The sequence below is a fragment of the Citrobacter sp. MGH103 genome, from assembly GCF_001034475.2.
In the GTDB taxonomy this organism is placed as follows: domain Bacteria; phylum Pseudomonadota; class Gammaproteobacteria; order Enterobacterales; family Enterobacteriaceae; genus Citrobacter; species Citrobacter freundii.
Genome location: NZ_CP073045.1, coordinates 125674 through 145482, shown reverse-complemented (window position 1 = coordinate 145482; position 19809 = coordinate 125674). Strand labels below are relative to the sequence as shown.

General features: G+C 49.9%; 17 protein-coding genes and 6 pseudogenes. 13 read left to right on the top strand and 10 right to left on the bottom strand.

Annotated features, from left to right (window positions below):
* Window positions 1-755: 755 nt before the first annotated feature.
* A pseudogene (locus SK33_RS26290) lies at window positions 756-1727 on the top strand (DUF3800 domain-containing protein); the annotation flags it as partial.
* Window positions 1728-1885: 158 nt separating this feature from the next.
* On the opposite strand, the gene SK33_RS26605 reads toward SK33_RS26290, so the two are convergent.
* Entirely contained in the window at window positions 1886-2044 is a 159-nt protein-coding gene (locus SK33_RS26605; protein WP_228955855.1) for an abortive infection family protein, read from the bottom strand.
* Between the two features lie 147 nt (window positions 2045-2191).
* Here SK33_RS26605 and SK33_RS26280 point away from each other — a divergent pair.
* Both SK33_RS26280 and SK33_RS26275 read left to right on the top strand, forming a co-directional pair.
* Window positions 2192-2889 (top strand): IS1-like element IS1B family transposase gene (locus SK33_RS26280; protein WP_223293341.1). Its coding sequence is split into 2 segments (ribosomal slippage): window positions 2192-2441 and window positions 2441-2889, totalling 699 coding nucleotides; the frame shifts between segments, so codons are not numbered across the junction.
* 15 nt (window positions 2890-2904) lie between these two features.
* Window positions 2905-3234, top strand: a pseudogene (locus SK33_RS26275) (TOBE domain-containing protein); the annotation flags it as partial.
* 108 nt (window positions 3235-3342) lie between these two features.
* Here SK33_RS26275 and mmuM read toward each other — a convergent pair.
* Window positions 3343-4275: a homocysteine S-methyltransferase gene (gene mmuM, locus SK33_RS26270; protein ID WP_023143441.1), complete on the bottom strand. Its 933-nt coding sequence runs from the start codon at window positions 4273-4275 to the stop codon at window positions 3343-3345.
* On the bottom strand, window positions 4262-5665 hold the full coding sequence (gene mmuP / locus SK33_RS26265; RefSeq protein ID WP_001373486.1) for an S-methylmethionine permease: 1404 nt from the start codon (window positions 5663-5665) through the stop codon (window positions 4262-4264). The genes mmuM and mmuP overlap by 14 nt, the downstream gene beginning before the upstream one ends.
* Before the next feature lie 243 nt (window positions 5666-5908).
* Here mmuP and SK33_RS26260 point away from each other — a divergent pair, with 243 nt between their 5' ends.
* Window positions 5909-6889: an IS5-like element IS5 family transposase gene (locus SK33_RS26260; protein WP_000019407.1), complete on the top strand. Its 981-nt coding sequence runs from the start codon at window positions 5909-5911 to the stop codon at window positions 6887-6889.
* A 146-nt stretch (window positions 6890-7035) separates the two neighbouring features.
* Window positions 7036-7374, top strand: a pseudogene (locus SK33_RS26255) (type I restriction endonuclease); the annotation flags it as partial.
* A 9-nt stretch (window positions 7375-7383) separates the two neighbouring features.
* Here the strand turns inward: SK33_RS26255 and SK33_RS26250 are convergent.
* From SK33_RS26250 to SK33_RS26230, 5 genes and pseudogenes are all read right to left on the bottom strand, one after another.
* A pseudogene (locus SK33_RS26250) lies at window positions 7384-7797 on the bottom strand (DDE-type integrase/transposase/recombinase); the annotation flags it as partial.
* A gap of 4 nt (window positions 7798-7801) precedes the next feature.
* Window positions 7802-8080, bottom strand: a pseudogene (locus SK33_RS26245) (pdcB); the annotation flags it as partial.
* Between the two features lie 27 nt (window positions 8081-8107).
* Window positions 8108-8287 (bottom strand): hypothetical protein, encoded by a 180-nt coding sequence (locus SK33_RS26240; protein ID WP_001513661.1) that lies wholly within the window; start codon window positions 8285-8287, stop codon window positions 8108-8110.
* Between the two features lie 4 nt (window positions 8288-8291).
* Complete coding sequence (locus SK33_RS26235; protein WP_001216034.1) at window positions 8292-8672, bottom strand: type II toxin-antitoxin system death-on-curing family toxin; 381 nt, start codon at window positions 8670-8672, stop codon at window positions 8292-8294.
* Window positions 8672-8893, bottom strand: coding sequence for a type II toxin-antitoxin system Phd/YefM family antitoxin (locus SK33_RS26230; RefSeq protein ID WP_001190712.1), 222 nt, complete (start codon window positions 8891-8893; stop codon window positions 8672-8674). The genes SK33_RS26235 and SK33_RS26230 overlap by 1 nt, the downstream gene beginning before the upstream one ends.
* A gap of 182 nt (window positions 8894-9075) precedes the next feature.
* On the opposite strand from SK33_RS26230, the pseudogene SK33_RS26225 reads away from it, so the two are divergent.
* Together SK33_RS26225 and SK33_RS26220 are read left to right on the top strand one after the other, a co-directional pair.
* Window positions 9076-10008, top strand: a pseudogene (locus tag SK33_RS26225) (type I restriction-modification system subunit M); the annotation flags it as partial.
* A gap of 55 nt (window positions 10009-10063) precedes the next feature.
* A protein-coding gene (locus SK33_RS26220; protein ID WP_103215986.1) for an IS1-like element IS1A family transposase occupies window positions 10064-10761 on the top strand; the annotation gives its coding sequence in 2 pieces (ribosomal slippage) (window positions 10064-10313 and window positions 10313-10761; 699 coding nt in all).
* 136 nt (window positions 10762-10897) lie between these two features.
* Here SK33_RS26220 and SK33_RS26215 read toward each other — a convergent pair.
* Window positions 10898-11830, bottom strand: coding sequence for an S-4TM family putative pore-forming effector (locus SK33_RS26215; RefSeq protein WP_000991832.1), 933 nt, complete (start codon window positions 11828-11830; stop codon window positions 10898-10900).
* 3 nt (window positions 11831-11833) lie between these two features.
* Window positions 11834-12829: an SMODS domain-containing nucleotidyltransferase gene (locus SK33_RS26210; protein WP_000246636.1), complete on the bottom strand. Its 996-nt coding sequence runs from the start codon at window positions 12827-12829 to the stop codon at window positions 11834-11836.
* Between the two features lie 707 nt (window positions 12830-13536).
* On the opposite strand from SK33_RS26210, the gene ccdA reads away from it, so the two are divergent.
* The 6 genes from ccdA to SK33_RS26180 all read left to right on the top strand — a co-directional run bounded on the left by ccdA (window position 13537) and on the right by SK33_RS26180 (window position 19123).
* A complete protein-coding gene (ccdA, locus tag SK33_RS26205) occupies window positions 13537-13755 on the top strand; it encodes a type II toxin-antitoxin system antitoxin CcdA (protein ID WP_000813634.1) in 219 nt (72 codons plus the stop codon).
* A gap of 1 nt (window position 13756) precedes the next feature.
* Window positions 13757-14062, top strand: a complete 306-nt coding sequence (gene ccdB / locus SK33_RS26200; RefSeq protein ID WP_001159868.1) for a type II toxin-antitoxin system toxin CcdB — start codon at window positions 13757-13759, stop codon at window positions 14060-14062.
* Window positions 14063-14869 carry a site-specific integrase gene (locus SK33_RS26195; protein ID WP_000016982.1) on the top strand — a complete coding sequence of 269 codons (807 nt, stop codon included), beginning with the start codon at window positions 14063-14065 and terminating at the stop codon, window positions 14867-14869.
* Between the two features lie 773 nt (window positions 14870-15642).
* A complete protein-coding gene (repE, locus tag SK33_RS26190) occupies window positions 15643-16398 on the top strand; it encodes a replication initiation protein RepE (protein WP_000852146.1) in 756 nt (251 codons plus the stop codon).
* A 587-nt stretch (window positions 16399-16985) separates the two neighbouring features.
* Window positions 16986-18152, top strand: a complete 1167-nt coding sequence (gene sopA, locus SK33_RS26185; protein WP_000772446.1) for a plasmid-partitioning protein SopA — start codon at window positions 16986-16988, stop codon at window positions 18150-18152.
* Entirely contained in the window at window positions 18152-19123 is a 972-nt protein-coding gene (locus SK33_RS26180; protein WP_000817036.1) for a ParB/RepB/Spo0J family plasmid partition protein, read from the top strand. Before sopA ends, SK33_RS26180 begins: the two co-directional genes overlap by 1 nt.
* Window positions 19124-19809 lie beyond the last annotated feature (686 nt).

Below are 19809 nucleotides of genomic sequence, written 5' to 3'. Positions count from 1 at the left end.
CTCGCCGAACAGTTTTTTGATGTCTGAATTTTCGTTTTCCAGAAAGCCTCCAGCCTGTGGACAGTAAAAGAATAAACAGAAAATCGTGTGTCAGAACTCCGCTAACTGACTGAAGAAAAACCTGCAGCCTGTATTTAACAACTGAGTCTGGCATACTGACCATAGTTTATGTCATTAACTTACTTCAGTATATGGATTACTGAATACAGCTTATCATTAGCATGTTACAGTTTATCAGTAACATGCCACAGCTTATGTGATCGTAGTCCCGGCCCATGAGTGACAAGGTTTGCAGAGATATGGGGATCTTTAATGGATCCTTTGTTGATCATTCATGGATCTGTTTACTGGATCGGGCCTCCGGATATGTGGATAAATCATTCCAGAAAAACAGCATACACTACCGATTATGAAGGCTTCAGGGCGTACCTGCTCACTGTAACTACAGATCCATTGCGCTTCCTCGCCGGTTCGCGGGCTTCGCCCGGTCACCGGTCTGCGGCGAGCACTGTTTTTCTGATGTCTGTCTTTACAGGTAATTTTTGACGGAATCTGCCGTACTTCCTGAGCGTACGGTCATATCCGAAGTACACTTCATATGTGTGTTTCAATGCCAGGGATTGTGTATACAAACTACAGGCAAAGTCTGGTTATCACCGGTGGTAGGCTGCTCCGATGGAAAAATTGTGAACGGATTGACACCATGCCGGATAACTCTGTCGATATAAGACGGTCAAAGATCGTGGCGTTGACAAGTACAGCGTCTGCACGCCGCAGAGCTTGGCATGCACCGCCTTGATGAGGTGGTTGATACGCTGCTTGTCCTGCAGAAGAAGCACCGGATACGGTTTGATGTCTGGCAGGTCGTTAAACGGGATCACGCCATTATTTCGTTCTTCGATCAGGGGATGAATCCTGCAGTGCCCAGGGTTGCCTACTGGACCCCCTTTCGTTACCCGCTGCTACTGAATCTGGCAAGCCTGTTCGATAATGAACTGGCTGAAAAAGCGTGGTGTGCCCGCCTCGAAGCCCATGATGGAAGGTCCTCATCTCTGTTCAGTGAGGTCTGCAGTGAGCTGCTTGCGCGCGTTCATACCCTAGGGGACCGCCGTTACATTGAATTGATTACCGATGCGTTGTCCTGGGCGATGACCCACTTTGACGAACTGGGATATAACTGCAAAACCGGTAAACAAAAGCTGCAGATCATGCCCAATATGGTTGGATTTCAGTTCGTATTGCGCGGTATCTGTTCCCGCCTGGGAGCACCAAATCGCAAAGCCGACATCGTTGTGGACCAGCAGTCACAGTTCAACACCACCCAGCGGGAGCTGAGGGAGTTCTATTACCAGATACGTGAGATGCCGTGGGTACACGGTCCCGGTTTACCGGTCATGGATGTGACGAACATGCCGGCTGAACGCTGGTTTTCCAGTCGGGTACAAAAAGTGCAGGGCTGGAGCTGGTTGATATATATCTCTGGATCTTCAAACGCTTTATGGAAGGGAAGGAGTTAACCAGACCCCCTTACCCGCCTGGTTTACACCAATCGCAATACCGGCAGGACGGACAGTGTCTCCCTTCAGTCGGTGGCTAAACGATCTAAGGAGTTTCTCGACAAACTGCAGGAGCCAACGGCAGAAATGATGAAAAAGGCGAGGGAATACCGGGATCAGGAAGAGGCAAGGCGGCTGGAACATCGGGTGCAAATCCTGCCGCCATCCTGATCCGGCAGGTTGAGTACACACAAAAATGGAAGCGGCCACGACGGGATGATGCGTCTGTCCGGCATCTTCCGGAGGGCCAGAGCTCGAAATTCTGGCCGTACTTCACTTCTTCGTTGAAGTTCTATCTGTTCGCTGTGAGTCTCATATTTTTATTAAAACTAAAGCAACTCATCAACATAAGTCATGATGGAACGAACCAGATTTATGGCAAAACGGGCATCGGCTTCATTCAGCAAAGTTTCAGTAGGATGGGCCATGCTGTAATTGTTACGCAGGTTATTGATCCCATGAAGTATTGCGGCAGATGATCTCAACATTTTAAACACATCTTCATTTCTTCCATCATCAGGCAGGTCTTTGAGATGTGCAGTTATCAGGGAAAGCAAGCCTGGAACATTATCATTTGTACGGTGATGCTGCCAACTTACTGATTTAGTGTATGATGGTGTTTTTGAGGTGCTCCTGTGGCTTCTGTTTCTATCAGCTGTCCCTCCTGTTCAGCTACTGACGGGGTGGTGCGTAACGGCAAAAGCACTGCCGGACATCAGCGCTATCTCTGCTCTCACTGCCGTAAAACATGGCAACTGCAGTTCACTTACACCGCTTCTCAACCCGGTACGCACCAGAAAATCATTGATATGGCCATGAATGGCGTTGGATGCCGGGCAACCGCCCGCATTATGGGCGTTGGCCTCAACACGATTTTCCGCCATTTAAAAAACTCAGGCCGCAGTCGGTAACCTCGCGCATACAGCCGGGCAGTGACGTCATCGTCTGCGCGGAAATGGACGAACAGTGGGGATACGTCGGGGCTAAATCGCGCCAGCGCTGGCTGTTTTACGCGTATGACAGGCTCCGGAAGACGGTTGTTGCGCACGTATTCGGTGAACGCACTATGGCGACGCTGGGGCGTCTTATGAGCCTGCTGTCACCCTTTGACGTGGTGATATGGATGACGGATGGCTGGCCGCTGTATGAATCCCGCCTGAAGGGAAAGCTGCACGTAATCAGCAAGCGATATACGCAGCGAATTGAGCGGCATAACCTGAATCTGAGGCAGCACCTGGCACGGCTGGGACGGAAGTCGCTGTCGTTCTCAAAATCGGTGGAGCAGCATGACAAAGTCATCGGGCATTATCTGAACATAAAACACTATCAATAAGTTGGAGTCATTACCGCCAACCTGTTCCCGGCAACCTTCAGCGACGGATACGTTGATATCTACGGCTATCATCTGCCGCGCCCGCTGCACTTTGGTACACAGGGTGAAGGGATGGTCGGTGTGCGCCCGGAAGCGATCACGCTCAGCGATCGCGGCGAAGAGAGCCAGCGCTGCGTGATCCGCCATGTCGCCTATATGGGGCCGCAGTATGAAGTGACGGTGGAATGGCACGGGCAGGAGATATTATTGCAGGTCAACGCTACGCGTCTGCAACCGGACGTCGGCGAGCAGTATTATCTTGAAATCCATCCGTACGGCATGTTTGTTCTGGCGGATGCGGCATAACGTTTTGTGGTTTTGTAGGCCGGATAAGGCGCTTGTGCCGCCATCCGGCAATGCCTGATGCGCTGCGCTTATCAGGCCTACAATGAACGATGTAGACCCGATAAACCCTCAGCTTCGCGCTTTTAACGCGGCGATATCCGCAGGCGTGGTGCGACAGCACCCGCCAATCAACCGTGCGCCAGCGGCCTGCCACTGCGGCAGATAATCCGCCAGCTGCGCGCAATGTTCACCGTGATGATGCCAGGTTTTGCTCACGGCATCGTAATGCTCGCCCGAGTTCGGATACACCACCAGCGGCAGCACCGTTAAACCGTGTAAATGCTGCAACGCAGCGGTGGTGTTTTCCAGCGCAATACAGTTAATGCCTAGCGCCACCACCTGCGGATAACCCGCCAGCAACGCAACCACGTCACGCAGCGGCGTACCGTCGCTCAGGTGTTCGCTGTCGCGCAGGGTAAATGAGAACCACGCCCGCGCACGCGGATATGCGGTCAACAGCTTGGCCAACGCCTCAATCTCGGAAAAATTCGGCAGGGTTTCGCAGGCCAGCAGATCGGCCCCGGCATCCAGCAAGGCTTCCACGCGCGGGCGATGAAACGCCTGAAATGCCTCAACGCTACAATGATAATCGCCACGGTATTCAGAGCCATCCGCCAGATACGCGCCGTAAGGCCCGACGGATCCCGCCACCAGAAGCGTTCCCGCCTGCGGGTTCTCTGCCAGATACGCTTCACGGGCTTTACGCGCCAGCTCCACGCTTTTGCCAATCAGCGCTTTCGACTGCGCTTCATCCAGACCTCGCGCGGCGAAGCCCGCCGGCGTCGCCTGATAGCTGGCAGTGATCGCGCATTGCGCCCCCGCCCGGTAGTAATCAAGATGCACTTCGCGGATAAGCTCCGGGTTTTCTACCAGCACTTTGGCTGACCACAGGCTGTCGGCTAAGTTACACCCTCGCGCTTCCAGCTCCGTCGCCATCGCGCCATCCAGCAGCAGGATATCCTGTTTATCAAGAAGAGCGCGTAACGGATTATTCTGCGACATGTTCTGGCTCCTGTTTTGCGTTTCGGGGTTGAGTAAGGAAATAAGCACCATAGCACAACGCAACAAACGGTAACCCGCACCACAACGCAATTCTCTGCGCTGGATCGAATGCCAGCCCAACACAGGCCACCAGGCACAGCACAAAACCTAATACTGGCACCAGCGGATACCACGGCGCGCGATAATGTAATTCACTCAATGCCTTACCTTGTTGCAGATGACGGCGACGAAAAACAAAATGCGAGGCGCAGATACTCAGCCACACCGCTACCACCGCAAACCCGGAGATTGCCGACAGCGCAACAAATACCGTGTCCGGGGCCACCACGCTGGAAAACAGCGCCAGCACACCACCGAGCATACTGACCGACAGCGCCGTCAGTGGCACGCCGTTTTTCGTTACTCGCGCAAAACAGGCCGGTAGCGTACGTTCATTCGACAACGACCACAGCATGCGCCCGGAGGCATATAACCCGGAGTTCGCTGCAGAAAGAATAGCCGTCAGGATCACGAAGTTAAAAATATCAGCGGCGTACGGGATCCCTACTTTCTCAAATACCAGCACAAACGGGCTTTTCTCCACGCCCGCCTGCTGCATCGGGATCAGCGCTGCCAGCACAAACACGGTGCCGATAAAGAAAATAATCAGTCGCGCGATGGTAGTACGAATCGCTACCGGGATAACTTTGCGCGGGTTTTCCGTTTCACCGGCGGCAATGCCGATAAGCTCGGTACCCGAAAAAGCAAAGTTCACTGCCACCATAGTCATCAAAATCGGTAAGCCACCGTGCGGGAACCAGCCTTCTGCCGTGATATTACTCAGCCCCGGCGCGGGCGAGCCATCCTGCATCGGAATAAAGCCGAAAATCGCCGCCCCACCGAGGATGATAAAGGCGATGATAGTGACCACTTTGACCAGCGAGAACCAGAACTCCCCTTCGGCAAAAAAGCGCGTGGAGATAACATTCAGACCAAAAATAATCGCGCAGAACACCACGCACCAGACCCATACCGGCACCTGTGGAAACCAGTACTGCATACAGAATCCAGCGGCGGTAAAGCTCGAACCCAGCGCCACGGTCCAGGTCAGCCAGTAAAGCCAGGCCACGGTATACCCGGTAGCCGGACCAAGATAGCGCGCGGCATAAACGTGAAACGCTCCGGTCTCCGGCATCGCGACCGACAGCTCGCCCAGACACTGCATAACCAGCCAGACCACCAGCGCACCAATCAGATAGGCCAGCAGCGTTCCCGCCGCTCCAGTGGTGGAAATGATGTACCCGGTATTGAAGAATAATCCTGTGCCAATCACGCCGCCCAAGGAAAGCATAATCAGGTGACGCGTTTTCATTGTGCGCTTCAGTGGCGCATTTTGTTGTGTTGTTTGCATATAACCTTCTAAACGTATGGACATCTAAACATCCAAAGAAGGTTTGTTATACCGCGTTTGTTAACAGAATGCAAAGTCAACCCTGCACCAGACGCAGATGCCCGCGCCGGGCGCTTAATAGCGGGTGGGGATTAATAATCAGATACAAAAAGGGCCGCCAGCTCATAACGCCTCCGGAAGGTGCGAACAAGTCCCTGATATGAGATCATGTTTGTCATCTGGAGCCATAGAACAGGGTTCATCATGAGTCATCAACTTACCTTCGCCGACAGTGAATTCAGCAGTAAGCGCCGTCAGACCAGAAAAGAGATTTTCTTGTCCCGCATGGAGCAGATTCTGCCATGGCAAAACATGGTGGAAGTCATCGAGCCGTTTTACCCCAAGGCTGGTAATGGCCGGCGACCTTATCCGCTGGAAACCATGCTACGCATTCACTGCATGCAGCATTGGTACAACCTGAGCGATGGCGCGATGGAAGATGCTCTGTACGAAATCGCCTCCATGCGTCTGTTTGCCCGGTTATCCCTGGATAGCGCCTTGCCGGACCGCACCACCATCATGAATTTCCGCCACCTGCTGGAGCAGCATCAACTGGCCCGCCAATTGTTCAAGACCATCAGTCGCTGGCTGGCCGAAGCAGGCGTCATGATGACTCAAGGCACCTTGGTCGATGCCACCATCATTGAGGCACCCAGCTCGACCAAGAACAAAGAGCAGCAACGCGATCCGGAGATGCATCAGACCAAGAAAGGCAATCAGTGGCACTTTGGCATGAAGGCCCACATTGGTGTCGATGCCAAGAGTGGCCTGACCCACAGCCTGGTCACCACCGCGGCCAACGAGCATGACCTCAATCAGCTGGGTAATCTGCTGCATGGAGAGGAGCAATTTGTCTCAGCCGATGCCGGCTACCAAGGGGCGCCACAGCGCGAGGAGCTGGCCGAGGTGGATGTGGACTGGCTGATCGCCGAGCGCCCCGGCAAGGTAAGAACCTTGAAACAGCATCCACGCAAGAACAAAACGGCCATCAACATCGAATACATGAAAGCCAGCATCCGGGCCAAGGTGGAGCACCCATTTCGCATCATCAAGCGACAGTTCGGCTTCGTGAAAGCCAGATACAAGGGGTTGCTGAAAAACGATAACCAACTGGCGATGTTATTCACGCTGGCCAACCTGTTTCGGGCGGACCAAATGATACGTCAGTGGGAGAGATCTCACTAAAAACTGGGGATAACGCCTTAAATGGCGAAGAAACGGTCTAAATAGGCTGATTCAAGGCATTTACGGGAGAAAAAATCGGCTCAAACATGAAGAAATGAAATGACTGAGTCAGCCGAGAAGAATTTCCCCGCTTATTCGCACCTTCCCTAGAACAACAATGCCTCGATTGGTTTAAAGAGCTAGGTTACCAATACCAAAATGGCTATGACATCGCACCAGATGGTGATATGCCTGAACGTGAAAACTATCAGCAAGTCACGCTACAGGCGCGTTTAGTCTCTGCCTTGGAAACCTTAAACCCAAATGTGCCCAGTGACACCTTAATCGAAGTAGCGAAAATCGTTGCCACACCGCAAACGCCTGTACTGATTAAAAACAACAAACTCTTTCACCAATATTTAATCGAAGGTGTGCCTGTTGAATACTCGGTAATGGAGCAAGAACAATGGGTGACCAAGCATACTCATGTTCGATTAATTGATTTTGTGTTGTGGTCAACTAAAACTGGCCACCGCGTTAGAGTTTTTCCAGTATCGGTTTTCTGATTCGTTTGGTGGTAACCCACCATTATATTCGTGCGGTCTTAGTGCGCTGTAATATCCAACGATATAGTCCGTTATGGCGTGAGCTGCATCGCTGAAACTTACATAGCCCGTCGCTGGCACCCATTCGTTCTTCAGACTCCTGAAGAAGCGCTCCATTGGGCTGTTATCCCAGCAGTTTCCACGCCGACTCATACTCTGCCTGATCCGGTATCGCCACAGTAACTGCCGGAACTGCCTGCTCGTATAATGACTGCCTTGATCGCTGTGGAACATCACCCCGACGGGCTTACCACGGGTTTCCCATGCCATTTCCAGTGCTTTCATGGTAAGCCTGCTGTCCGGCGAGAACGACATGGCCCAGCCTGACCTGCCCCTCTTTCCTGCGCAACCACGCTACCAGCGAGTCAATTCCACCAATACGGCGAAACAGTTCATCGCTGTTAAAAAACGGCTGCAACGCCTCATTTGTTGCCATAGTTTGCTCGGAAACAACGAGGCCGTCGTCCATGTGCTCGATTAACTCACGCGGCACCGGCTCCATAATAAATTTACGGCCAGCCTCCACCAGCTTTCTGACTTCCTGATCCACTTTGAATGTGGCGACGCCAAGCTCTTTTTGTACAAAGGGAGTAATTACGGCTTTCACATCACACCTTTCATCACTGATTGGGCTTTATCTGCTGCCCGGCATTCTCTGTTTAAGCACAACCATTTCCTGACGGCATAACACAGCAATAGCGGTCCTGGCACCAATTTGCTTACCAGCCAGGTATTGCTTTACCTCGCGGCGACTCACGCCATCAAGAAGCATCTTTAACGCTTCACGGGACAATTTGTTGTATTTGCGTGCCATTAATCTACTCCGCAGAACCATACAATCTACGTAACGTGTCGGCGACAGAAGATACAGATATCTCTCCGGTCGCAGCCCCTACGGTAAGGTCTGCCAGTTCAGGTGAATCAAATACCTGCACCCCGTTACGGCGTAGAAATAACAGCGCACTGTTTAGCGCGGTACGCTTATTGGCATCATTGAATATATGCCCTCTCGCTGTAGCCACCAGGTAGGTGGCGGAGACTTCGAAAAGGTCGGTGATCTCTTCGTAGGCAACTCTGGCCTGAACTCTCCCGATAATGGCCTCTGCCCTGCCCGGATCAGACATTCCCGGCAGGCCGCCGTAGCGGTTTATATTCGCATCATGAAGCGCAATAAGTTCTTCCGGTGATATATGCCTCATTATCGGTTAACCAGTTCCTTGTTGGTGGAGTCCAGGGTGTCAAACAGGGATGCAAATTCAGCATCCAGCGCCGCTTTTTTGTAGGCTTCGAAAGTAGCCTTGCTGACAATTACTGCTGGCTCACGGCCTCTGCGGGTGATTTCAACCTCTTCCCCGGCCTCAACATTGTTGAGCACTTCAGAAAGGTTGCCGCGCGCGGTACGGAAGTTAATGGATTGCATAAACACCTCGTGTACTCGTTATGTGTACACAATTATAAACTTCACAGGCATAAAGCACCAGCACTTTGCGGCTTAACAAACCTCTAGGCAGGTCATTCGTAGCCTAATGTCCGAACTGCTAAAGCATCCAAGTTGCTGTAGAATCACCGCCAATTACATAAGCCTGAAATAAGTGGATGAAAATGACAAGTATTCAACAACGTGCAGAGCTTCATCGTCAAATCTGGCAAATTGCTAACGATGTCAGGGGTTCGGTCGATGGATGGGATTTTAAGCAATACGTTCTGGGCGCACTTTTCTACCGTTTTATCAGCGAAAATTTTTCCAGTTATATTGAAGCCGGTGATGACAGTATCTGTTATGCGAAACTGGATGACAGCGTAATTACTGATGACATTAAAGACGATGCCATCAAAACCAAAGGCTACTTCATCTACCCAAGCCAGCTTTTCTGCAACGTAGCTGCGAAAGCAAATACCAATGACAGATTGAATGCAGATTTAAACAGCATCTTCGTTGCTATCGAAAGTTCTGCTTACGGTTATCCTTCAGAAGCTGACATCAAAGGTTTGTTTGCTGATTTCGATACCACCAGTAACCGCCTGGGTAACACCGTTAAAGATAAAAATGCCCGCCTGGCTGCGGTTCTGAAAGGGGTTGAAGGGTTAAAACTTGGTGACTTCAACGAACATCAGATTGACCTGTTCGGTGATGCCTATGAGTTCCTGATTTCTAACTATGCGGCAAATGCCGGTAAGTCAGGCGGTGAGTTCTTTACACCGCAGCACGTCTCCAAGCTGATTGCACAACTGGCTATGCACGGGCAGACCAGCGTTAACAAAATCTACGACCCGGCAGCGGGTTCCGGCTCACTGTTGTTGCAGGCGAAAAAACAGTTTGATAACCATATCATCGAAGAAGGTTTTTTTGGTCAGGAAATCAACCATACGACCTATAACCTGGCGCGTATGAACATGTTTTTGCACAACATCAACTACGACAAGTTTGATATCAAGCTGGGCAATACGCTGACTGAACCGCACTTCAGAGATGAAAAACCGTTTGATGCCATCGTTTCTAACCCGCCGTATTCGGTGAAATGGATTGGCAGCGATGGTGATGCTGCCAACTTACTGATTTAGTGTATGATGGTGTTTTTGAGGTGCTCCTGTGGCTTCTGTTTCTATCAGCTGTCCCTCCTGTTCAGCTACTGACGGGGTGGTGCGTAACGGCAAAAGCACTGCCGGACATCAGCGCTATCTCTGCTCTCACTGCCGTAAAACATGGCAACTGCAGTTCACTTACACCGCTTCTCAACCCGGTACGCACCAGAAAATCATTGATATGGCCATGAATGGCGTTGGATGCCGGGCAACAGCCCGCATTATGGGCGTTGGCCTCAACACGATTTTACGTCACTTAAAAAACTCAGGCCGCAGTCGGTAACCTCGCGCATACAGCCGGGCAGTGACGTCATCGTCTGCGCGGAAATGGACGAACAGTGGGGATACGTCGGGGCTAAATCGCGCCAGCGCTGGCTGTTTTACGCGTATGACAGGCTCCGGAAGACGGTTGTTGCGCACGTATTCGGTGAACGCACTATGGCGACGCTGGGGCGTCTTATGAGCCTGCTGTCACCCTTTGACGTGGTGATATGGATGACGGATGGCTGGCCGCTGTATGAATCCCGCCTGAAAGGAAAGCTGCACGTAATCAGCAAGCGTTACACTCAGCGAATTGAGCGGCATAACCTGAATCTGAGGCAGCACCTGGCACGGCTGGGACGGAAGTCGCTGTCGTTCTCAAAATCGGTGGAGCTGCATGACAAAGTCATCGGGCATTATCTGAACATAAAACACTATCAGTAAGTTGGAGTCATTACCTGTGTTACTAACCGTCTGAGGCGAAGGTGACTATGGGTTTACGCTGACACTCAGGCAACCAAGAATTGTTTATCGGATGTGCTCCGGCATACGTAAATCCTACACCGGAGCTAAGGAGGGATTACTTCTGAAGGTGCAGCTCCTTCAGATTTGTTTCAAAGTAATCAACATAAATTCGTTCATTTTTGGGCTTCATTATCAGCTGAATACCGTTGGGTACGGGCGGACATGAGGCCCGGTAGGTAAACATCTCATCTTGGATATTCCGGAGCGTATAAGCCAGTTGCTCTTCTTCTGCCCTTCCGGACACCCTTATGCCGGATAATTCCTTCTCAACGTACTTTTTCAGCTTCTCGCTTCTTTTCATACTGCTGCGATTATCCAGAAACTGAAGCAAGAAATAGCGGATGACCGGCAGTGTGAACACCACATAGAAGAGGATCTCATTCAGCCCGGATTTCATGACGATGCCGTAAACAAGCATCGCGACAGGCGAGACAATAAAAGCGGAAAGATAAAATACGTGCAGAACCTCCCTGAGCGATTTGTCCCAGCCGAGATTTTTTCCGTGGCAAAGGAGCGCCATTACGGCCTGCGGCGCGTCATACACCTTACTGACGTACCACCCCTCTTCGCCAAATCGCTTTCGTGCTTTTTCCGGGCTGTCTCTAAAATATGCAGCTTCCCGGATGATGTCATCCCGTGGGATCTCCTCCACCTTCAGTTCATTACGCCGGATGCCAAGTACCCGGCAGTCGTACATTTCCTGGATTGAGGCTGCCTTCCTGCGCAGAGCCGAGATGTGTCCACTGATAACAATGTTAAAGGTAAGCACCAGGAGTCCATATAACCCCAACAGCGAAGACAACAACTCTGAATCGACAAATTCCCGGCTCCGGTTGTATACGGTAACGAAAGAAAGCAGGAGCGGTACGATGATGCTGAAGAGAAAATTCAGTCTGTTCCAGTTTTTTACCCTGTCGTAGACACGGGCCTGCGCATACAGTAAATCCATGTTTTCTCTGGTCGACTGGTTTGTGTAAATGGCATTCATGATTCACCCGTAAACAGGAAAGAATGGCCCGAACACATCGCGCCATTTATTGATGGATTTTTCATACTCTTTATTATTTTCAAACCATCTCGCCTCCGATACCTTTTGCGCATCGAGATAACATCTGTCCGATATCGCCTTACGTGCCTCGGCTGAAAGTGAGTTGATATCACCCTGTATGCCTTTGGGATCGTTGACAGAGTACCGCACGGATTGACCAAGGTGGCGGAAAAGCGCTTCCAGCTCCATGTCAACAAACGATGAGCAGGATGTCCTGCCAGCGTAATAGTCCAGAATCAGCGTTTCCAGCAGGTAGGAACTCATGGATGGCATCGTCGGTCGCCGCTGCCAGTATTTGACTGCTCTGATGACATTGAGCACATTGCCGTTATTCTGCACATTGATAGTAGTGACTCTGTCCCTGTCTTTACGGGGGTCGGTAAACTTCCAGTGGCCGTTGCCATCGGGGATCAGGTAGTAAGTCCGTCCAAAGGCATCTTCGCTGGTAATAAAGCAGGGGACGATGTCAAAATTCCAGTCCTTGCTGACCAGTTTCAGCGTGACAGCTTCCTGGTTACGCCTGATATCAGCCTGGGCGTACTGGGCAATGTCCTGCAGGCGGTTTTTAAAGGCATTCAGAATTCTGACGGAGCAGACGGTGTCAGCTCCGGAATGGCGGTAACTGTGCAGACGTGACCCCTCTCCGGAGGAGGTTACAGTTATCCGGTCACTCAGGATGGTATAGGTGGCACCTTGCCCGGTTAAGCCAAACATCAGATCGATATCATCAAGCGGACGGATTTTGGTTCTTCTGGCAAAGGAGCCAAAGGCAATATGGATCGCTGGAAAACTCACCGGAAATTTATCGTCCTTCTCAAAATCATTCATCTTACCGATAAGCCAGTCGCGACTTGCACGCGCGTCATCGGTATCTGCCTTTTTGAGATTCACGGTATCTTTCATAAATTCGTTAAAGGCAGCTATTACTGTGGTCGCCATGTTCAGTCCTTTAATTATTTATTGCAAAAGGCGCGGGGCTCTGTCGTACATCTGAACATTCCAGTGCCCGGGAAGAGTCGGTACAGTTTATTATTAGTGCCGCAAGTTCACTACCGTCTCGCTCTCTGCAAGGGCATATAATTTACATGGGAAATATGAGCCTCGTTCTTTCATTGATAATTATGCAAAGTATTTCAGTTATTAATGCCAGATAAGCAATAATGCAATTAAGTTCAAAATATATCATTAGTATTGCATCATCAGCACAAATCCTTCTTCCCCTCTCCAGAGATCCGAAAAAAGTAAGTTACGGATCTTCCTCTCCCTCCGCACAGCGTTACATCCCGTCAGCACAGCATGTAGTGCCTCATACAGTTGCCCATGGCACTATATGTTGTGTTGTATCTCTGGACTGTGATGCGCCGCGCAGGGGCGGAAAACAGCGATATGATGATTTTCTCAGCGTTGTACACTTCCGGAAAGTCGTTTATTCAAATAAAGTCGGATCCATACGAAACGGGAATGCGGTAATTACGCTTTGTTTTTATAAGTCAGATTTTAATTTTTATTGGTTAACATAACGAAAGGTAAAATACATAAGGCTTACTAAAAGCCAGATAGCAGTATGCGTATTTGCGCGCTGATTTTTGCGGCATAAGAATATATACTGATATGTATACCCGAAGTATGTCAAAAAGAGGTGTGCTATGAAGCAGCGTATTACAGTGACAGTTGACAGCGACAGCTATCAGTTGCTCAAGGCATATGATGTCAATATCTCCGGTCTGGTAAGCACAACCATGCAGAATGAAGCCCGTCGTCTGCGTGCCGAACGCTGGAAAGCGGAAAATCAGGAAGGGATGGCTGAGGTCGCCCGGTTTATTGAAATGAACGGCTCTTTTGCTGACGAGAACAGGGACTGGTGAAATGCAGTTTAAGGTTTACACCTATAAAAGAGAGAGCCGTTATCGTCTGTTTGTGGATGTACAGAGTGATATTATTGACACGCCCGGGCGACGGATGGTGATCCCCCTGGCCAGTGCACGTCTGCTGTCAGATAAAGTCTCCCGTGAACTTTACCCGGTGGTGCATATCGGGGATGAAAGCTGGCGCATGATGACCACCGATATGGCCAGTGTGCCGGTCTCCGTTATCGGGGAAGAAGTGGCTGATCTCAGCCACCGCGAAAATGACATCAAAAACGCCATTAACCTGATGTTCTGGGGAATATAAATGTCAGGCTCCGTTATACACAGCCAGTCTGCAGTCATGGTACCGGCAGTGTATTCTGCCGGGCAGCCTGCATCGCTGCCTGTTGCCATTGATTATCCGGCAGCTCTGGCACTTCGCCAGATGTCGATGGTCCATGATGAACTGCCAAAATATCTGCTGGCTCCGGAAGTGAGTGCCCTGCTCCATTACGTCCCGGATCTGCACCGCAAGATGCTGCTGGCCACACTGTGGAACACCGGAGCACGCATTAATGAAGCACTGGCGCTGACGCGGGGGGATTTTTCGCTTGCGCCTCCGTATCCGTTTGTGCAGCTTGCGACCCTGAAACAACGGACCGAAAAAGCTGCCAGGACGGCGGGGAGAATGCCCGCCGGTCAGCAGACTCACCGGCTGGTTCCGCTCTCTGACTCCTGGTACGTCAGCCAGCTGCAGACGATGGTGGCAACACTGAAAATACCCATGGAGCGGCGTAACCGTCGCACAGGAAGGACAGAGAAAGCGCGGATCTGGGAAGTGACGGACAGAACGGTCAGGACCTGGATTGGGGAGGCGGTTGCCGCCGCTGCTGCTGACGGTGTGACGTTCTCTGTTCCGGTCACACCACATACGTTCCGCCATTCCTATGCGATGCACATGCTGTATGCCGGTATACCGCTGAAAGTTCTGCAAAGCCTGATGGGACATAAGTCCATCAGTTCAACGGAAGTCTACACGAAGGTTTTTGCGCTGGATGTGGCTGCCCGGCACCGGGTGCAGTTTGCGATGCCGGAGTCTGATGCGGTTGCGATGCTGAAACAATTATCCTGAGAATAAATGCCTTGGCCTTTATATGGAAATGTGGAACTGAGTGGATATGCTGTTTTTGTCTGTTAAACAGAGAAGCTGGCTGTTATCCACTGAGAAGCGAACGAAACAGTCGGGAAAATCTCCCATTATCGTAGAGATCCGCATTATTAATCTCAGGAGCCTGTGTAGCGTTTATAGGAAGTAGTGTTCTGTCATGATGCCTGCAAGCGGTAACGAAAACGATTTGAATATGCCTTCAGGAACAATAGAAATCTTCGTGCGGTGTTACGTTGAAGTGGAGCGGATTATGTCAGCAATGGACAGAACAACCTAATGAACACAGCACCATGATGTGGTCTGTCCTTTTACAGCCAGTAGTGCTCGCCGCAGTCGAGCGACAGGGCGAAGCCCTCGAGTGAGCGAGGAAGCACCAGGGAACAGCACTTATATATTCTGCTTACACACGATGCCTGAAAAAACTTCCCTTGGGGTTATCCACTTATCCACGGGGATATTTTTATAATTATTTTTTTTATAGTTTTTAGATCTTCTTTTTTAGAGCGCCTTGTAGGCCTTTATCCATGCTGGTTCTAGAGAAGGTGTTGTGACAAATTGCCCTTTCAGTGTGACAAATTACCCTCAAATGACAGTCCTGTCTGTGACAAATTGCCCTTAACCCTGTGACAGATTGCCCTCAGAAGAAGCTGTTTTTTCACAAAGTTATCCCTGCTTATTGACTCTTTTTTATTTAGTGTGACAATCTAAAAACTTGTCACACTTCACATGGATCTGTCATGGCGGAAACAGCGGTTATCAATCACAAGAAACGTAAAAATAGCCCGCGAATCGTCCAGTCAAACGACCTCACTGAGGCGGCATATAGTCTCTCCCGGGATCAAAAACGTATGCTGTATCTGTTCGTTGACCAGATCAGAAAATCTGATGGCACCCTACAGGAACATGACGGTATCTGCGAGATCCATGTTGCTAAATATGCTGAAATATTCGGATTGACCTCTGCGGAAGCCAGTAAGGATATACGGCAGGCATTGAAGAGTTTCGCGGGGAAGGAAGTGGTTTTTTATCGCCCTGAAGAGGATGCCGGCGATGAAAAAGGCTATGAATCTTTTCCCTGGTTTATCAAACGTGCGCACAGTCCATCCAGAGGGCTTTACAGTGTACATATCAACCCATATCTCATTCCCTTCTTTATCGGGTTACAGAACCGGTTTACGCAGTTTCGGCTTAGTGAAACAAAAGAAATCACCAATCCGTATGCCATGCGTTTATACGAATCCCTGTGTCAGTATCGTAAGCCGGATGGCTCAGGCATCGTCTCTCTGAAAATCGACTGGATCATAGAGCGTTACCAGCTGCCTCAAAGTTACCAGCGTATGCCTGACTTCCGCCGCCGCTTCCTGCAGGTCTGTGTTAATGAGATCAACAGCAGAACTCCAATGCGCCTCTCATACATTGAGAAAAAGAAAGGCCGCCAGACGACTCATATCGTATTTTCCTTCCGCGATATCACTTCCATGACGACAGGATAGTCTGAGGGTTATCTGTCACAGATTTGAGGGTGGTTCGTCACATTTGTTCTGACCTACTGAGGGTAATTTGTCACAGTTTTGCTGTTTCCTTCAGCCTGCATGGATTTTCTCATACTTTTTGAACTGTAATTTTTAAGGAAGCCAAATTTGAGGGCAGTTTGTCACAGTTGATTTCCTTCTCTTTCCCTTCGTCATGTGACCTGATATCGGGGGTTAGTTCGTCATCATTGATGAGGGTTGATTATCACAGTTTATTACTCTGAATTGGCTATCCGCGTGTGTACCTCTACCTGGAGTTTTTCCCACGGTGGATATTTCTTCTTGCGCTGAGCGTAAGAGCTATCTGACAGAACAGTTCTTCTTTGCTTCCTCGCCAGTTCGCTCGCTATGCTCGGTTACACGGCTGCGGCGAGCGCTAGTGATAATAAGTGACTGAGGTATGTGCTCTTCTTATCTCCTTTTGTAGTGTTGCTCTTATTTTAAACAACTTTGCGGTTTTTTGATGACTTTGCGATTTTGTTGTTGCTTTGCAGTAAATTGCAAGATTTAATAAAAAAACGCAAAGCAATGATTAAAGGATGTTCAGAATGAAACTCATGGAAACACTTAACCAGTGCATAAACGCTGGTCATGAAATGACGAAGGCTATCGCCATTGCACAGTTTAATGATGACAGCCCGGAAGCGAGGAAAATAACCCGGCGCTGGAGAATAGGTGAAGCAGCGGATTTAGTTGGGGTTTCTTCTCAGGCTATCAGAGATGCCGAGAAAGCAGGGCGACTACCGCACCCGGATATGGAAATTCGAGGACGGGTTGAGCAACGTGTTGGTTATACAATTGAACAAATTAATCATATGCGTGATGTGTTTGGTACGCGATTGCGACGTGCTGAAGACGTATTTCCACCGGTGATCGGGGTTGCTGCCCATAAAGGTGGCGTTTACAAAACCTCAGTTTCTGTTCATCTTGCTCAGGATCTGGCTCTGAAGGGGCTACGTGTTTTGCTCGTGGAAGGTAACGACCCCCAGGGAACAGCCTCAATGTATCACGGATGGGTACCAGATCTTCATATTCATGCAGAAGACACTCTCCTGCCTTTCTATCTTGGGGAAAAGGACGATGTCACTTATGCAATAAAGCCCACTTGCTGGCCTGGGCTTGACATTATTCCTTCCTGTCTGGCTCTGCACCGTATTGAAACTGAGTTAATGGGCAAATTTGATGAAGGTAAACTGCCCACCGATCCACACCTGATGCTCCGACTGGCCATTGAAACTGTTGCTCATGACTATGATGTCATAGTTATTGACAGCGCGCCTAACCTGGGTATCGGCACGATTAATGTCGTATGTGCTGCTGATGTGCTGATTGTTCCCACGCCTGCTGAGTTGTTTGACTACACCTCCGCACTGCAGTTTTTCGATATGCTTCGTGATCTGCTCAAGAACGTTGATCTTAAAGGGTTCGAGCCTGATGTACGTATTTTGCTTACCAAATACAGCAATAGTAATGGCTCTCAGTCCCCGTGGATGGAGGAGCAAATTCGGGATGCCTGGGGAAGCATGGTTCTAAAAAATGTTGTACGTGAAACGGATGAAGTTGGTAAAGGTCAGATCCGGATGAGAACTGTTTTTGAACAGGCCATTGATCAACGCTCTTCAACTGGTGCCTGGAGAAATGCTCTTTCTATTTGGGAACCTGTCTGCAATGAAATTTTCGATCGTCTGATTAAACCACGCTGGGAGATTAGATAATGAAGCGTGCGCCTGTTATTCCAAAACATACGCTCAATACTCAACCGGTTGGAGATACTTCGTTATCGACACCAGCTGCCCCGATGGTGGATTCGTTAATTGCGCGCGTAGGAGTAATGGCTCGCGGTAATGCCATTACTTTGCCTGTATGTGGTCGGGATGTGAAGTTTACTCTTGAAGTGCTCCGGGGTGATAGTGTTGAGAAGACCTCTCGGGTATGGTCAGGTAATGAACGTGACCAGGAGCTGCTTACTGAGGACTCACTGGATGATCTCATCCCTTCTTTTCTACTGACTGGTCAACAGACACCGGCGTTCGGTCGAAGAGTATCTGGTGTCATAGAAATTGCCGATGGGAGTCGCCGTCGTAAAGCTGCTGCACTTACCGAAAGTGATTATCGTGTTCTGGTTGGCGAGCTGGATGATGAGCAGATGGCTGCATTATCCAGATTGGGTAACGATTATCGCCCAACAAGTGCTTATGAACGTGGTCAGCGTTATGCAAGCCGATTGCAGAATGAATTTGCTGGAAATATTTCTGCGCTGGCTGATGCGGAAAATATTTCACGTAAGATTATTACCCGCTGTATCAACACAGCCAAATTGCCTAAATCAGTTGTTGCTCTTTTTTCTCACCCCGGTGAACTATCTGCCCGGTCAGGTGATGCACTTCAAAAAGCCTTTACAGATAAAGAGGAATTACTTAAGCAGCAGGCATCTAACCTTCATGAGCAGAAAAAAGCTGGGGTGATATTTGAAGCTGAAGAAGTTATCACTCTTTTAACTTCTGTGCTTAAAACGTCATCTGCATCAAGAACTAGTTTAAGCTCACGACATCAGTTTGCTCCTGGAGCGACAGTATTGTATAAGGGCGATAAAATGGTGCTTAACCTGGACAGGTCTCGTGTTCCAACTGAGTGTATAGAGAAAATTGAGGCCATTCTTAAGGAACTTGAAAAGCCAGCACCCTGATGCGACCACGTTTTAGTCTACGTTTATCTGTCTTTACTTAATGTCCTTTGTTACAGGCCAGAAAGCATAACTGGCCTGAATATTCTCTCTGGGCCCACTGTTCCACTTGTATCGTCGGTCTGATAATCAGACTGGGACCACGGTCCCACTCGTATCGTCGGTCTGATTATTAGTCTGGGACCACGGTCCCACTCGTATCGTCGGTCTGATTATTAGTCTGGGACCATGGTCCCACTCGTATCGTCGGTCTGATTATTAGTCTGGGACCATGGTCCCACTCGTATCGTCGGTCTGATTATTAGTCTGGGACCACGGTCCCACTCGTATCGTCGGTCTGATTATTAGTCTGGGACCACGGTCCCACTCGTATCGTCGGTCTGATTATTAGTCTGGGACCACGATCCCACTCGTGTTGTCGGTCTGATTATCGGTCTGGGACCACGGTCCCACTTGTATTGTCGATCAGACTATCAGCGTGAGACTACGATTCCATCAATGCCTGTCAAGGGCAAGTATTGACATGTCGTCGTAACCTGTAGAACGGAGTAACCTCGGTGTGCGGTTGTATGCCTGCTGTGGATTGCTGCTGTGTCCTGCTTATCCACAACATTTTGCGCACGGTTATGTGGACAAAATACCTGGTTACCCAGGCCGTGCCGGCACGTTAACCGGGCTGCATCCGATGC

Excerpts from the sequence above, each read along its gene's own strand:
- SK33_RS26605 (WP_228955855.1), bottom strand. The coding sequence starts at position 2,044 with ATGTTGAGATCATCTGCCGCAATACTTCATGGGATCAATAACCTGCGT.
- mmuM (WP_023143441.1), bottom strand. The coding sequence starts at position 4,275 with ATGTCGCAGAATAATCCGTTACGCGCTCTTCTTGATAAACAGGATATC.
- mmuP (WP_001373486.1), bottom strand. The coding sequence starts at position 5,665 with ATGCAAACAACACAACAAAATGCGCCACTGAAGCGCACAATGAAAACG.
- SK33_RS26260 (WP_000019407.1), top strand. The coding sequence starts at position 5,909 with ATGAGTCATCAACTTACCTTCGCCGACAGTGAATTCAGCAGTAAGCGC.
- SK33_RS26240 (WP_001513661.1), bottom strand. The coding sequence starts at position 8,287 with ATGGCACGCAAATACAACAAATTGTCCCGTGAAGCGTTAAAGATGCTT.
- SK33_RS26235 (WP_001216034.1), bottom strand. The coding sequence starts at position 8,672 with ATGAGGCATATATCACCGGAAGAACTTATTGCGCTTCATGATGCGAAT.
- SK33_RS26230 (WP_001190712.1), bottom strand. The coding sequence starts at position 8,893 with ATGCAATCCATTAACTTCCGTACCGCGCGCGGCAACCTTTCTGAAGTG.
- SK33_RS26215 (WP_000991832.1), bottom strand. The coding sequence starts at position 11,830 with ATGAATGCCATTTACACAAACCAGTCGACCAGAGAAAACATGGATTTA.
- SK33_RS26210 (WP_000246636.1), bottom strand. The coding sequence starts at position 12,829 with ATGGCGACCACAGTAATAGCTGCCTTTAACGAATTTATGAAAGATACC.
- ccdA (WP_000813634.1), top strand. The coding sequence starts at position 13,537 with ATGAAGCAGCGTATTACAGTGACAGTTGACAGCGACAGCTATCAGTTG.
- ccdB (WP_001159868.1), top strand. The coding sequence starts at position 13,757 with ATGCAGTTTAAGGTTTACACCTATAAAAGAGAGAGCCGTTATCGTCTG.
- SK33_RS26195 (WP_000016982.1), top strand. The coding sequence starts at position 14,063 with ATGTCAGGCTCCGTTATACACAGCCAGTCTGCAGTCATGGTACCGGCA.
- repE (WP_000852146.1), top strand. The coding sequence starts at position 15,643 with ATGGCGGAAACAGCGGTTATCAATCACAAGAAACGTAAAAATAGCCCG.
- sopA (WP_000772446.1), top strand. The coding sequence starts at position 16,986 with ATGAAACTCATGGAAACACTTAACCAGTGCATAAACGCTGGTCATGAA.
- SK33_RS26180 (WP_000817036.1), top strand. The coding sequence starts at position 18,152 with ATGAAGCGTGCGCCTGTTATTCCAAAACATACGCTCAATACTCAACCG.